The sequence below is a fragment of the Streptomyces sp. NPDC027962 genome (assembly GCF_055566095.1).
Genome location: NZ_JBVHTA010000025.1, coordinates 50,535 through 62,843 on the forward strand (window position 1 = coordinate 50,535; position 12,309 = coordinate 62,843).

Annotated in this window: 14 protein-coding genes; 7 read left to right on the forward strand and 7 right to left on the reverse strand. The window is 70.3% G+C overall.

Features of this window, described 5'->3' with window-relative positions:
• The first annotated feature begins 104 nt into the window (after positions 1-104).
• Both folE and ACZ4SA_RS22900 read left to right on the forward strand, forming a co-directional pair.
• Positions 105-710: a GTP cyclohydrolase I FolE gene (gene folE, locus ACZ4SA_RS22895; protein WP_468277464.1), complete on the forward strand. Its 606-nt coding sequence runs from the start codon at positions 105-107 to the stop codon at positions 708-710.
• 118 nt (positions 711-828) lie between these two features.
• Positions 829-1,071: a hypothetical protein gene (locus ACZ4SA_RS22900; RefSeq protein ID WP_468277466.1), complete on the forward strand. Its 243-nt coding sequence runs from the start codon at positions 829-831 to the stop codon at positions 1,069-1,071.
• A 66-nt stretch (positions 1,072-1,137) separates the two neighbouring features.
• Here the strand turns inward: ACZ4SA_RS22900 and ACZ4SA_RS22905 are convergent, their stop codons facing one another.
• From ACZ4SA_RS22905 to ACZ4SA_RS22930, 6 genes are all read right to left on the reverse strand, one after another.
• Positions 1,138-1,620 carry a DUF3180 domain-containing protein gene (locus ACZ4SA_RS22905; RefSeq protein WP_468277468.1) on the reverse strand — a complete coding sequence of 161 codons (483 nt, stop codon included), beginning with the start codon at positions 1,618-1,620 and terminating at the stop codon, positions 1,138-1,140.
• Positions 1,621-1,675: 55 nt separating this feature from the next.
• A complete protein-coding gene (folK, locus tag ACZ4SA_RS22910; RefSeq protein ID WP_468277470.1) occupies positions 1,676-2,275 on the reverse strand; it encodes a 2-amino-4-hydroxy-6-hydroxymethyldihydropteridine diphosphokinase in 600 nt (199 codons plus the stop codon).
• Entirely contained in the window at positions 2,272-2,631 is a 360-nt protein-coding gene (folB, locus tag ACZ4SA_RS22915; protein WP_468277471.1) for a dihydroneopterin aldolase, read from the reverse strand. Before folB ends, folK begins: the two co-directional genes overlap by 4 nt.
• Positions 2,632-2,821: 190 nt before the next feature.
• A complete protein-coding gene (locus ACZ4SA_RS22920; RefSeq protein ID WP_468277473.1) occupies positions 2,822-3,268 on the reverse strand; it encodes a nuclear transport factor 2 family protein in 447 nt (148 codons plus the stop codon).
• Entirely contained in the window at positions 3,265-4,122 is an 858-nt protein-coding gene (gene folP, locus ACZ4SA_RS22925; RefSeq protein ID WP_468277475.1) for a dihydropteroate synthase, read from the reverse strand. The genes ACZ4SA_RS22920 and folP overlap by 4 nt, the downstream gene beginning before the upstream one ends.
• Before the next feature lie 162 nt (positions 4,123-4,284).
• On the reverse strand, positions 4,285-6,171 hold the full coding sequence (locus ACZ4SA_RS22930; RefSeq protein ID WP_468277477.1) for a phosphatidylglycerol lysyltransferase domain-containing protein: 1,887 nt from the start codon (positions 6,169-6,171) through the stop codon (positions 4,285-4,287).
• 144 nt (positions 6,172-6,315) lie between these two features.
• Between ACZ4SA_RS22930 and ACZ4SA_RS22935 the strand changes: the two genes are divergently transcribed.
• Positions 6,316-7,425 carry an alpha/beta hydrolase gene (locus ACZ4SA_RS22935; protein WP_468277481.1) on the forward strand — a complete coding sequence of 370 codons (1,110 nt, stop codon included), beginning with the start codon at positions 6,316-6,318 and terminating at the stop codon, positions 7,423-7,425.
• Here ACZ4SA_RS22935 and ACZ4SA_RS22940 read toward each other — a convergent pair.
• The gene (locus ACZ4SA_RS22940; protein WP_468277483.1) at positions 7,412-8,584 is read right to left on the reverse strand and encodes an ABC transporter ATP-binding protein; all 1,173 of its coding nucleotides are present in this window, start codon (positions 8,582-8,584) and stop codon (positions 7,412-7,414) included. The two genes, ACZ4SA_RS22935 and ACZ4SA_RS22940, sit on opposite strands and share 14 nt — an antisense overlap.
• A 128-nt stretch (positions 8,585-8,712) precedes the next feature.
• On the opposite strand from ACZ4SA_RS22940, the gene ACZ4SA_RS22945 reads away from it, so the two are divergent.
• The 4 genes from ACZ4SA_RS22945 (at position 8,713) to ACZ4SA_RS22960 (ending at position 12,258) form a co-directional block, all read left to right on the forward strand.
• Positions 8,713-9,426: an ABC transporter permease gene (locus tag ACZ4SA_RS22945; protein WP_468277485.1), complete on the forward strand. Its 714-nt coding sequence runs from the start codon at positions 8,713-8,715 to the stop codon at positions 9,424-9,426.
• Positions 9,426-10,106 carry an ABC transporter permease gene (locus tag ACZ4SA_RS22950; RefSeq protein WP_468277487.1) on the forward strand — a complete coding sequence of 227 codons (681 nt, stop codon included), beginning with the start codon at positions 9,426-9,428 and terminating at the stop codon, positions 10,104-10,106. The genes ACZ4SA_RS22945 and ACZ4SA_RS22950 overlap by 1 nt, the downstream gene beginning before the upstream one ends.
• 56 nt (positions 10,107-10,162) lie before the next feature.
• A complete protein-coding gene (locus ACZ4SA_RS22955) occupies positions 10,163-11,149 on the forward strand; it encodes an ABC transporter substrate-binding protein (RefSeq protein ID WP_468277491.1) in 987 nt (328 codons plus the stop codon).
• An 83-nt stretch (positions 11,150-11,232) separates the two neighbouring features.
• A complete protein-coding gene (locus tag ACZ4SA_RS22960) occupies positions 11,233-12,258 on the forward strand; it encodes a hypothetical protein (protein ID WP_468277494.1) in 1,026 nt (341 codons plus the stop codon).
• Positions 12,259-12,309 lie beyond the last annotated feature (51 nt).

Genomic DNA, 12,309 nt, shown 5'->3' on the forward strand with positions numbered 1-12,309 from the left:
CGCCGGGCGGCCACCAGCCCCGGAATGAACGCCGCACCTCTCAGGTTCTAGCCTGGGAGGCGCGGCGTTTTTACGCCATGTCGGAGCACAGGAACGAGGCACAGATGACCGACCCGGTGACGCTGGACGGCGAGCGTTTTATCGCCGAGTTCGATGAGAAGCGGGCGGAGAACGCGGTGCGTGAGCTGCTCATCGCGGTGGGCGAGGACCCGGACCGCGAAGGCCTGCTGGAGACACCGGCGCGGGTGGCAAGGGCGTATCGGGAGCTCCTCTCCGGCATGCGGCAGGCGCCCGAGGAGGTCCTGACGACGACGTTCGATCTGGGCCACGACGAGATGGTCCTCGTGAAGGACATCGAACTGGTCTCGTTCTGCGAGCATCACCTGCTCCCGTTCCATGGTGTGGCGCATGTCGGCTACATCCCGGCGGCGACGGGGAAGATCACGGGCCTTTCCAAACTTGCGCGGCTCGTCGACGTGTTCGCACGGCGCCCGCAGGTACAGGAGCGGCTCACCACGCAGATCGCCGACTCGCTCATGCGCATCCTCGAGGCGCGTGGTGCGATCGTCGTGATCGAGGCCGAGCACATGTGCATGTCGTTGCGAGGCATCCGCAAGCCGGGTGCGAAGACGACGACCTCGGCGGTGCGCGGCCAGCTGCGGGACGCGACGACGCGAGCCGAGGCAATGAGCCTGATACTGGCGCGCTGAGCAGTTGGGGCGCGTCGACCCTCGCGCGGTCGGGCGCCTTTACGGGCGTGCTGACCGGTTTGGGTGCGTTCGGTCAACTCCCGTGCGCCGACGAGTATTTGGTGAAAAAATCGCGCCCATGACCGACCAACTGCTCCCCATGCGCAAGCTCGGTCGACTCGACGTGTCCTCGCTCGGCTTCGGCGCCATGCAGTCTCCGAGCGTGTACGGCGAGAGCGACGACGACCGTGCCGAGCGGGCCCTGCACGCCGCGGCCGCCGCCACCTTCATCGACACCTCCGACGCTACGGAGCCGACGCACACAACGAGCAGCTCACCCGCAGGTCCCTGCACGGCCGGCGCGACGACGTGGCCACTCTGACTCCTCGGACCGCGGGGCCGCACGCCCGTCCGCCCGGCCAGGACGAGCGACGCGACGGCTCCCGCGCTAGGCGGGAGCCGTCGCGTCCTTGTCGTCGTCGTCCTCCGGGAGCTTGCAGACCCGCTCCAGGAAGATCGCCGCCGCGATCACCGCGATGCCCGCCACCACCGAGAACCCGGCATAGATCGCCTGGTCGCGGCGGGCGGGGACATCGAGGGAGCCCAGCAGGAACACGCCCGTCCCGCCGTACATCCCGCTCACCAGCGCCGCCACCAGCGCGCTCGCCTGGCCGAAGACCACCGCACGCGCCGCCATCAGCGGTTCGACGCCCTTGGCGCCCGGCCGGCGCTCACGCTGGGCGCGCAGCCGGGACCGGATCGAGAGCGCGGTCGCGGTGAGGACGACGGCGATCACCGCCAGCACGACGGGGGCGGCCAGCGGCACGCTCGGCAGCGTGCCCAGCGAGTCCCACAGGCGCGCCCCGCCCCAGGACAGCACCCCGGCCGCGGCGAAGAGACCGGCCAGCACACCGAGCCGTAGTTGCTTCACCGAGTAAGCCGCCCTTCTCCACGCTGTACGAGATCGTCCCGTACGAGCCTAACGACTACTCGGGCAGGCGCAGTTCCAGGTCCTCGCGCGGCTGCACGCCGCCGACGCCCACACCGGCCAGGAGCTCGGCGACCGCGCCGTGGCCCGGCAGCTGTGCCTCGGGCTCAACGTCGTGCCACGGAGCGAGCACGAACGCGCGCTGGTGGGCGCGGGGGTGCGGCAGTGTGAGGACGGGGTCGTCGGATACCACGTTCGCGTAAGCCACGATGTCCACGTCGATCGTGCGCGGGCCCCAGTGCTCCTCGCGGACCCGGTGGAAGGCCTCCTCGATGGCCTGTCCCCGCTCCAGCAGGGAGGACGGCGGCAGAGTGGTCCTGATGACCACCACCGCGTTGAAGTACGAGGGCTGGCTGCCGGGCTCGACACCCCACGGCTCCGTCTCGTACACGGGCGAGACGGCTTTGACCCGCAGGCCCGGGGTGTCTTCCAGGGCGTCGATGGCGCCCTGGAGGGTCTCCAGGCGGTTGCCCAGGTTGGAGCCGAGGGAGATCACGGCGTCCTTGGGGTTGGACAGTGTGACGTCGGCCGCATCGACCTGCTCCGTGACGGAGGACGGCACCGGCTGCACGGTCGGGTCGCTTGCTGCCTGGTTCATACTCGGCTCCGGGTGATCGTGATGGTGACGTCGTCGAAGGGCACCGTGATCGGGGCGTCAGGCTTGTGCACCACCACCTCGACCTCCTCGACACCGTCGTGCTTGAGGCACACCTGGGCGATCCGCTCCGCCAGCGTCTCGATCAGGTCGACCGGGTCGCCCTCGACGACGGCGACGACCTCCTCGGCCACCACGCCGTAGTGCACGGTCTTCGCCAGGTCGTCGTCGGCCGCCGCGGGGCGGGTGTCCAGGCCGAGCACCAGGTCGACGATGAAGGTCTGGCCCTCTTCCCGCTCCTTGGGGAAGACGCCGTGGTGCCCGCGGGCCTTGAGGCCGCGCAGCGCGACACGATCCACGCGAATCACTCCTGCTTCTGTAGGTCTGCGGGCACGCGGCCACATGCGGATGGCGTGGTGCCCGCATTCGAATCTACCTGCGAGCGCCGACAGGTCGTCCCCACGGGGGCGAGGAGGGCCCACGTGGGACTGGTAGCCGCGCATACCCGCGGACAGGTGCCGCCGAACCTCTTCCTGGGCCCCTACCCACTTATGAGGGGGTGTTGTCGTCCTCTTCGGTGTCGGTTTCCGTCAGAACGGGCGAACCGTGGTGGGACCAGATCTTCCAGCCGTCCGATGTGCGACGGAACACGTTCGTGGCGACGACCAGCTGGCCGACGAGCGGTCCGAGCTCGCCGCCGTCCTCCGCGGGGCCGCCGCTGAGGATGTTCTCCGTGCAGGTCACCAGAGCGGTGTCACCGGCCACGTGCACCTTGACGTCGGTGAGGAAGAACTGGATGTACTCCGTGTTCGCCATGATCAGCGCGTACGAGCGGAGCACCTCGCCGCGGCCGGTCAGGACCGGCCAGCCGGGGTGGATGCACGAGATGCCCTCGTCCAGCCACATGGCGGACAGCTCGTCGAAGTCCCCGCGCTCCATGGTCTCGTAGAAGGCGGTGTTGGCCTGCTCGACGAGTTCCGTGTCGGTCAGGCTCACCGGGCTCCCTCGACGGCCCTCGCGACCCGCACGGCGTCGGCGGTGGCCCGTACCTCGTGGACCCTGACCGCCCAGGCGCCCTCGTGGGCGGCGATGGCGGAGACCGCGGCCGTGGCCGCGTCCCGCTCGCGAGCCGGCGGCGGGGCGCCGTCCCTGGCCAGTACGCGGCCGAGGAAGCGCTTCCGGGAGGCGGCGACCAGGACCGGCCTGCCCAGCGCCCGCAGCTCGGCGAGGTGCGCGACGAGGGCGAGATCGTGCTCCGCCTGCTTGGCGAAGCCGAGGCCGGGATCGATGACGATGCGCTCGGGCGTGATACCGCCCTCGATGACGGCCTCCATGCGCTCGCGCAGTTCGGCGACGACTTCCGCCACGACGTTGCCGTAGACGGCGCGGCTGTTCATGTCCTCGCTGAAGCCGCGCCAGTGCATGACCACGAACGGAGCGCCGGTGGCGGCGACCGCCGGGACCATCCTGGGGTCGGCGAGACCGCCGCTCACGTCGTTGACCAGTACCGCTCCGGCCGCGACCGCCTGTTCGGCGACACAGGCGCGCATGGTGTCGACGGAGACGATGACGCCCTCTGCCGTGAGGCCCCGCACGACGGGGACGACCCGGCGCAGCTCCTCGTCCTCGTCGACCCGGCTGGCGCCCGGGCGGGTGGACTCGCCGCCGACGTCGATGAGGTCGGCGCCCTGTGCGACCAGGTCGAGGCCCCGCTTGATCGCGGCCGTGGTGTCGAACCAGCGACCGCCGTCGGAGAAGGAGTCCGGTGTCACATTGACGACCCCCATGACCGCACAGCGATCCCACTCCGGCAGGCCGTCGGCCGTGCCCCGTCCGCGCAACGTACTCATGCGACCAAGCCTAGGCCCGCAGTGCCCGCCCCCATGCCACTCGCGCACGGGTCCGGCTCGTCCGTGACTTGTAAGGGAACGGGACCGGGCTCGAAGAGTGCTCGACCCGGGCCGGGCAGAGGTCGCCCGGCCCCGGCGGGTGGTGGGCGGTTCGGCGCTCTGTCAGGCCGCGCGGGCGTCGTGCGTTTCCGTGTGACGGGCGAGGTGGGCGCAGGGCCGGGGAGCGGGGGCGGGGTGCCGGCGGGCGAAGGGGCGGGGCAGCGCCAGGTTGACGAAGCCCTCGGCCTGCATCGCGGCGAAGCCGATACGGGGCAGATCGCGGGTGTTCCGGAACACCACGAAGCGGGGCTCCCAACGGGGCTTGAACTTGGCGTTGAACTTGTACAGCGACTCGATCTGGAACCACCGGGAGAGGAAGACGAGCAGCCGTCGCCACATCCGCAGCACCGGCCCCGCGCCGATCTTCTCGCCGCGGGCGAGTGCCGAGCGGAACATCGCGAAGTTGAGCGAGACCCGATCGATCCCCAGGGCGGGCGCGGCTTGGAGTGCGGCGACGATGAGCAGTTCGTTCATGCCGGGGTCGGCACTGCGGTCGCGGCGCATCAGCTCCAGCGACATGCCGTCCGTGCCCCACGGGACGAAGTGGATGACCGCTTTCAGGTCGCCGTAGGGGGATCTTCCCTTGTCGTCGTCCTTGTGGGCGGTGGCGATCACCGCGTCGCCGTCCGCCGGATCGCCGATGCGGCCGAGGGCCATCGAGAACCCGCGCTCCGTGTCGGTGCCCCGCCATTGGGCCGCGGCGCTGCGGATCTGTTCGACCTCTTCGGCGGTGAGATCACGGGCGCGGCGTACGCGGGTCCGGTAACCGGCCCGTTCGATGCGCTTCACCATCTGGCGCACGTTCCGCATCGCGCGCCCGCTCAGGGAGAAATCCGCGACGTCCACCACCGCCTCGTCCCCGAGCTCCAGGGCGTCGAGGCCGGTCTCGCGGGTCCAGACATGGCCGCCGGTCTCGGAGCACCCCATCACCGCCGGGGTCCAGGAGTGCGCCTTGGCCTCGTCCATGAAGCGTTCGATGGCGCCGGGCCACGCCTCGACGTCGCCGATCGGGTCGCCGCCGGCGAGCATCACACCGGAGACGACGCGGTAGCAGACGGCGGCCTTGCCGCTGGGGGAGAAGACGACGCCCTTGTCGCGGCGGAGTGCGAAGTGGCCGAGTGAGTCGCGGCCGCCGTGGACGGCGAGCAGCTCGCGCAGCCGGTGTTCGTCCTCCTCGGTCAGGCGGGCGGCCGGGTGTTCGGGACGGAAGGCGAAGTAGACGGTGGTGACGGCGGTCAGCAGGCCGAGGGCGCCGAGGCAGTAGCCCACCGTCCAGGAGACGCCGTCGGCGTACCTGACGGGGCCCTCGAAGCCGAAGAGCCCGTAGAGCACATGCTCCAGACGGTCGGTGAGGCCCGGGCTGCCGACGATCTTGCCGGGATGGGCGCTGACGACGATCAGACCGACCACGAGCGAACCGGCGGCCATGAGAACGAAGTTGGCGAGGGCCCGCCAGCGGCTGCGCGGGTCGGGCAGGGCCGCGAACTCCGCCCGGTGGCGCAGCAGCAGGGTCAGCAGCGCCAGGGACAGCAGCGTTCCGACGACGGAGTGCCGGTAGGCGAACTGCGCGACGGCTCCGGCGGGCAGCAGGATCACGGCGGCCCGCCAGGCGCGGCGCTTGTGGCGCTTGATGCCGTGCGCGAGGAGGAGCAGCAGCATGCCCGCGCTCAGCGAGAGCGCGGCGGCGAACGGCCCGGTGGCGCCGGGCAGTACCTCGACGACGGTGTGCATCCGGCTGTGCCGGAAGCGGGGGAAGACCCCGGCCGCGATGTCGATCAGCCCGACGAAGGTGCACGCGGTGCCCACCAGACCCGGAACCGCCTCGGGCCGGGGGCCGCGCAGCAGGCGGCGGATCCGAGCCGGTATCCGGGCCGGCAGCCGACTCGGGGCCCGATCCGGGGCCTGATTCGGAACCAATCCTGATTTGTCCCCATCTAGCGTTGCAGACATCGCTTCCCGTGACTCCGGATGAGATCCCGTGTCCAGGGCCGCAGGTCGTTCGGCCCGGACGATTTGCGCTCTCTAGGACGGGACTTGTGGGAGGCGGGTTCATTCGTCCCGGAAATTCCCCGACGCAGAAGGCACACACGACTCATGGGTCTGACCAGTGTCAAAGTCCTGGCCCTGGCCGCCTCGGCAGCGGTGCTGCTGTTCGCCGCCACCGTTCGGCTGTGGCCGCGGCTGGCGGGAGGTGGTCTTCGTGCGGTGGCCGGACGGATCGGCCTGCTGCTTGCGACACAGCTGTCGCTGTTCGCCGCCGTCGCTCTCGCCGCCAACAACTCCTTCCTCTTCTACGGCTCCTGGGCAGACCTCTTCGGCCGGCATCAGGACATGGGCGTCGTCGTGGACCACTCGCAGGGCACGCACCTCAAGGTCGTGGAAAAGCGGAAGCCGGATGTGCCGGGAGGCGCGCGGCCGACGACGGGAGGCCAGATACACAAGGTGGTCGTGTCCGGCGAGAAGTCGGGGATCGACAGCCCGGCATACGTCTATCTGCCGCCGGAGTACTTCCAGCAGGCACACCGGGAACGCACCTTTCCGGCGGCCGTCGTGCTGACCGGGTACCCGGGAACCGCGGAGAACCTGCTCAAGGGGCTGAAGTACCCGCGGACCGCGTTCGAGCAGGCGAGGGGCGGGCGGATGCAGCCGATGGTGCTGGTGATGCTGCGGCCGACGGTCGCGCCGCCGAGGGACACCGAATGCGTGGACGTCCCCGGAGGGCCGAAGACGGAGACGTTCTTCGCCGAGGACCTGCCCAGGGCCGTTTCCGAGACCTACCGGGTGGGGACGCGACCGCGGAACTGGGGTTTCATGGGCAACTCCACCGGCGGCTACTGCGCTTTGAAGATGGCGCTGCACCATCCGGAGCGGTTCTCGGCGGGCGTCGGGCTCTCCGCGTACTACAAGGCGGCCGAGGACCCGACGACCGGTGATCTCTTCCACGGCGACGACCGGCTGCGGAAACGGGCGGACCTGCTGTGGAGCCTGGATCATCTGCCGCAGGGCACGTCGTCGTTCCTCGTCACCACCTCCCGGCAGGGCGAGGGGAACCTCGCGGGGACACGGGCCTTCATCGAGAAGGTGCGGGCGCCGGCGCGGGTGTCGTCGATCGTGCTGGACAGCGGCGGGCACAACTTCAACACCTGGCGGCGCGAGATCCCGCCCGCCCTGGAGTGGCTCGGCAGCCGGCTCAGCGCTTCGTGACGGTGGCCGGCGGCGCCACCGTCGCGATGGACTCCAGGGCGACCTCCGTGCGGGCGATGTCCTGGGCGTCCGCGTCGATCGAGCGGCGCAGTGCCTCGTGCAGCCCGGCCGGTGTCAGGACTCCGAGGAACCTTCCCGTCTCCTCTTCGTCGATCACCGCGATCCAGCCCGCGTCGTGCTGGAGCATGGTGGCGAACGCCTGCTTGAGCGAGGCGCCGACCGGCAGCCAGGCCTCCATCCGGCGGGCATGGCCGCGGACCGCGCCGTCGCCCTGAGCCCGTTCGGCGGAGATCCATCCGTGCAGGTTGTCCTCGGCGTCCAGGACCACGGCCCACCGGGAGCCCAGGTCGCGTGGCAGGGGGTCGTCGAGGTGGACGACCGGTGGCTGCTCCAGGTCCGCCGGCTCGATGGGAGTGACGGACAGCCGCTTGAGCCCGCGGTCGGCGCCGACGAAGTCGGCCACGTACGGGGTGGCGGGGGCGCCGAGGACGGCGGCGGGGGCGTCGAACTGCTCGATCCTGCCCTGGCCGTAGACGGCGATGCGGTCCCCGAGGCGCACGGCCTCCTCGATGTCGTGGGTGACGAAGAGGACCGTCTTGCGGACCTGGGACTGGAGCTTCAGGAACTCGTTCTGCAGATGGCCCCGCACGACCGGGTCGACCGCGCCGAAGGGCTCGTCCATCAGCAGCACCGGCGGATCGGCCGCCAGCGCCCTGGCCACACCCACGCGCTGGCGCTGGCCGCCGGAGAGCTGCTCGGGGTAGCGGTCGCCGTACACGGACGGGTCGAGGCCCACCAGGTCGAGAAGCTCGGCGGCCCGCTCACGGCTCTTGGAACGCTTGACGCCGAGGAGGTGGGGCACGGTCGCGGTGTTCTCCAGGACCGTCTTGTGCGGAAAGAGGCCGACCTGCTGGATCACATAGCCGATACGGCGGCGCAGTTCGACCGGGTCGGCGTCCGCGATGTCCTGGCCGCCCACGGATATCCGGCCACTGGTCGGATCTATGAGCCGGTTGACCATCTTCATCGTGGTGGTCTTGCCGCAGCCGGAAGGTCCGACGAGCGTGACCAGTTCACCGTCCGCGACCTCGAAGGAGAGGTCGTCCACGGCCGTGGTGCCGTCCGGGTACCGCTTGGTGACGTGCTCGAATCGGATCATGACTCCCCATTGTGACGGGTGCTGTGTGAAAGCCATGTTGCTGCAACGTGGCCGCCCTGGGGGATTGTCAGTGGGCGGGGATAGGGTCGCCAGACATACGTTCGGCGCAATCGGGGAGGTGGGGGTGGATGAGTCCGGAGTGGAAGGTCACGGAGCAGGCCGCGCAGAGCTGTCTCGCGGCGAACGACTGGATCTGCGGCGAATATCTCCGCACCCGCAGCCAGGAGTTGACCGAGGCGACCCTCCAGCATGTCTGGATCACCGTCGCGTCGGTGCTGATCGGGCTGGCCGTCGCCTTTCCGCTGGCGCTCCTCGCCCGCACCCGGCCGCGGTTCGCTGGCCCCGTCCTGGGGCTCACCACCCTGCTCTACACGATCCCCTCGCTGGCCATGTTCTCGCTGCTGCTGCCGTTCTTCGGCCTGTCCGCCGCGCTGGTGGTGACCGGGCTCGTGCTCTACTCCCTCACCATCCTCGTGCGGAACATCATGGCGGGGCTCGAAGCGGTCCCCGCGGAGGCGCGTGAGGCCGCCCGCGGCATGGGATACGGCCCGGTCAGGATGTTGTGGGAGGTCGAACTGCCTCTCGCCCTCCCGGCGTTGATGGCGGGGATACGGATCGCGACGGTGTCGACGATCGCCCTGACCACGGTCGGCGCGCTGGTCGGCCAGGGCGGCCTGGGCAATCTGATCGACGACGGGGTTCAGACGACCTTCAAGGCGCAGGTGCTGACCGCGTCCGTGCTGTGCGTGCTGCTGGCGGCCGTGGCCGACCTGCTGCTGCTGGGCGTCCAGCGACTGCTCACGCCCTGGACCCGAATACGGACGGCGGAGGCGAAGGTCTGATGGGCGCGGTCACAGGCGCGTGGACCTGGCTCACCACCGGGTCCAACTGGTCGGGGGAGGGCGGTGCCTGGCACCGGCTCGGCGAGCATCTCTACGTCAGCGGGGTCGCCCTCGCGCTGGCCTGCGTGATCGCCCTGCCGATCGCCCTGTGGCTCGGGCACATCGGCAAGGGTGGCGCCCTCGCGGTCAACATCTCCAACGCAGGCCGGGCCGTCCCCGTCTTCGCCGTGCTCGCCCTCTTCATGCTCACACCGCTGCGCAGCGCCGGCTATGTGCCGACGATCATCGCGTTGGTGCTGTTCGCCGTACCGCCGCTGCTGACGAACGCGTACGTGGGCATGCGGGAGGTCGACCGGGCGGTGGTGGAGGCCGCGCGGGGGATGGGCATGTCGGGCGGCCAGCTCTTCGTGCGGGTCGAGCTGCCCCTCGCCTATCCGCTGCTGATGACCGGGCTGAGGTCCGCCGCCGTCCAGGTGGTGGCCACGGCCACGATCGCCTCGATGGTCGGCCAGGGCGGACTGGGCCGCATCATCACCGCCGGATTCAACACCTACAACACCCCTCAGGTGGTCGCGGGCGCGCTGCTCGCGGCGCTGCTGGCGCTGCTCGTGGAAGGGGTGCTGGTGGCGGCCGACCGGCTGCTGAGCCCCTTGCGCAAGTCCGTGCCGTCACCGGCCTGACGGCAATGCCCCAAACTCGTACGACGCTTTTGATGTCGCAGTGGACGGAGAACCTGATGAGCAAGACCTCCCGCATCGCGGGCGCGGTACTCGGCGTGGCGGCCCTGGCGGGTTCTCTTGCCGCGTGCGGCGGTGAATCCCTCGAACAGGAGAAGGGCAGCTCTTCGTCCGGAAGCGGCTCCGGCGGCTCCGGTGAAAAGGGCACGCTCGTCGTCGGGGCGGCCGCCTTCACCGAGTCCAAAGTGCTGGCCGAGCTCTATGCGCAGGTCCTCGGCGACGCGGGGTACAAGACGTCGATCACCACGGTGAAGAACCGCGAGCTGTACGAACCTTCGCTGGAGAAGGGCGAGATAGACGTCGTTCCGGAATACGCCGCGACCCTCGCCGAATTCCTGAACGCGAAGGCGAACGGTCCGAAGGCACCGCAGGAGAAGCCCGTTGCCTCCGGTGATGTGGCGTCGACCGTCGAGGCGCTCACCGGACTCGCGGAGGCCGTGGGGTTGAAAGTGCTGCCGGCCGGAGAGGCTGTCGACCAGAACGCCTTCGCCGTCTCGAAGGAATTCGCCGAGAAGAACAAGCTCAAGACTCTTTCCGATCTTGGCGAGTCGAAGCTGAAGGTGAAGATCGCGGCAGGCGACGAGTGCGAGGTGCGGCCGTTCTGCGCACCGGGTCTCAAGAAGACGTACGGCATCGACGTTGCGGGAATCGACCCGAAGGGGGTCGGGACCCCGCAGGCCAAGCAGGCGGTCAAGGACGGTGAGGACCAGATGGTGCTCACCTCCACGACGGACGGCACGCTGGCGAGCTACGACCTGGTCGTCCTCGAGGACGACAAGAAGCTCCAGAACGCGGACAACGTCCTCCCGGTGGTCAATGCGAAGGACGCCGGGAGCACGGAGATAGCGGATGCCCTCGCCAAGCTCACCAAGGTGCTGAGCACAGACGATCTCGCCGAGTTGAACCGCAAGGTGGACGCGGAACGCGCGAAGCCCAAGGACGTCGCGAAGGCTTATCTTCAGTCCGAGGGGCTGCTGCAGAAGTAGTCGCGGGACGGCCCGGCGTTCTCGACCAGAGATTTGCCGGGCCGACACCCCATTCGGCGTCTACGCACGGTAAATTTCTGGCCATGCCACGAGGACGCCACCGCCATTCCCCGCCCCTGCACAAGCTGCTGCCGCCGACCGCAGTCGCCGGCGCGTCGGTTCTGTGCGCTTCCGGCGCGTTGTTCGTCGGAAATGTCGTTGTGCTGCGCGCCCTGGTCGCCGCCGCCGCCGCGGCGGCCATCACCGGTGCCGTCCTCATGCGCAGTTGGGACCGCGGTGCCGGGCGCAGGGTCGCGGAGCTCACGCGCGGCCGCGCCAGGGACCAGTGGAAGGCCGAGGAGCGCGTAGCCGAGCTCGAGGCGGACGTCGAGGAGTCCCGCGAGCTGCGCCTCAAGCTGGACGCCAGGCTGCGCGCCAAGCGGGTCGAACTCGCCGCCCTGCGCAACGAACACGCGGCGCTGCTGCGGCGGTACGCGAACGCGGAGACGGAGCGGGCCAGCGCGCTGGAGGGCCGCAGGCAGCTCGCGATCGAGGCGGCCGCTCCGGCAAAGGAGCTGCCGCCCGCCGGGTCCACACCCACGCCCGGGACGTACCTGCGCGCCGCGAAGGCACTTGAGGACCTGCCGCGCAACGCCGCGGCGCAGGAAGCCCGGCGCACCGTGGAAGAAGCCCGCCGCAGGGACCTCGCGGAGCGGGCCCAGGAGGCTGACGAGCCGCAGGGGAAGCACGCGGCGGGCGCCGGGACCGAGCAGCACGTGCGCCCGCCGTCCGCCCTCCCCGCTCGTCGTCCCGTCCCCGCGGCTGCCGCGATCGTCCCCTACGGCCCGCAGCGTTCCCGTGTGAAGCGGCCCGAGGGCGGCTTCGACTTCTTCGGCACCGGCAATGGCGGTGCGGACACGGGCGGCACCGGCAAGGCGATCGAGGCACCCGGCACCCAGAGGGCCATCGAGGCGGTGCAGCACGAGGATCTCGCCGACGTGGTGGGCGAGGAGGCCCTCGCGGCGCAGCGCACCAGCGGCCCGCGCGCGGTCGGCAAGGTCATCGATCTGACCGCGCACGACGAGACGGAGCAGCTCGACGTCGCGCAGCTGCGCAGCGCGATCTCCTAGCGGCCGCCGGTCCGCCGTCCGCCCCCTCGACCACCGATCAGCGGTCGAGGG

Bases quoted from the DNA above. Each gene is read 5' to 3' on its own strand.
- folE (WP_468277464.1), top strand. From the start codon at position 105: ATGACCGACCCGGTGACGCTGGACGGCGAGCGTTTTATCGCCGAGTTC.
- ACZ4SA_RS22900 (WP_468277466.1), top strand. From the start codon at position 829: ATGACCGACCAACTGCTCCCCATGCGCAAGCTCGGTCGACTCGACGTG.
- folK (WP_468277470.1), bottom strand. From the start codon at position 2,275: ATGAACCAGGCAGCAAGCGACCCGACCGTGCAGCCGGTGCCGTCCTCC.
- folP (WP_468277475.1), bottom strand. From the start codon at position 4,122: ATGAGTACGTTGCGCGGACGGGGCACGGCCGACGGCCTGCCGGAGTGG.
- ACZ4SA_RS22930 (WP_468277477.1), bottom strand. From the start codon at position 6,171: ATGTCTGCAACGCTAGATGGGGACAAATCAGGATTGGTTCCGAATCAG.
- ACZ4SA_RS22935 (WP_468277481.1), top strand. From the start codon at position 6,316: ATGGGTCTGACCAGTGTCAAAGTCCTGGCCCTGGCCGCCTCGGCAGCG.
- ACZ4SA_RS22940 (WP_468277483.1), bottom strand. From the start codon at position 8,584: ATGATCCGATTCGAGCACGTCACCAAGCGGTACCCGGACGGCACCACG.
- ACZ4SA_RS22945 (WP_468277485.1), top strand. From the start codon at position 8,713: ATGAGTCCGGAGTGGAAGGTCACGGAGCAGGCCGCGCAGAGCTGTCTC.
- ACZ4SA_RS22950 (WP_468277487.1), top strand. From the start codon at position 9,426: ATGGGCGCGGTCACAGGCGCGTGGACCTGGCTCACCACCGGGTCCAAC.
- ACZ4SA_RS22955 (WP_468277491.1), top strand. From the start codon at position 10,163: ATGAGCAAGACCTCCCGCATCGCGGGCGCGGTACTCGGCGTGGCGGCC.
- ACZ4SA_RS22960 (WP_468277494.1), top strand. From the start codon at position 11,233: ATGCCACGAGGACGCCACCGCCATTCCCCGCCCCTGCACAAGCTGCTG.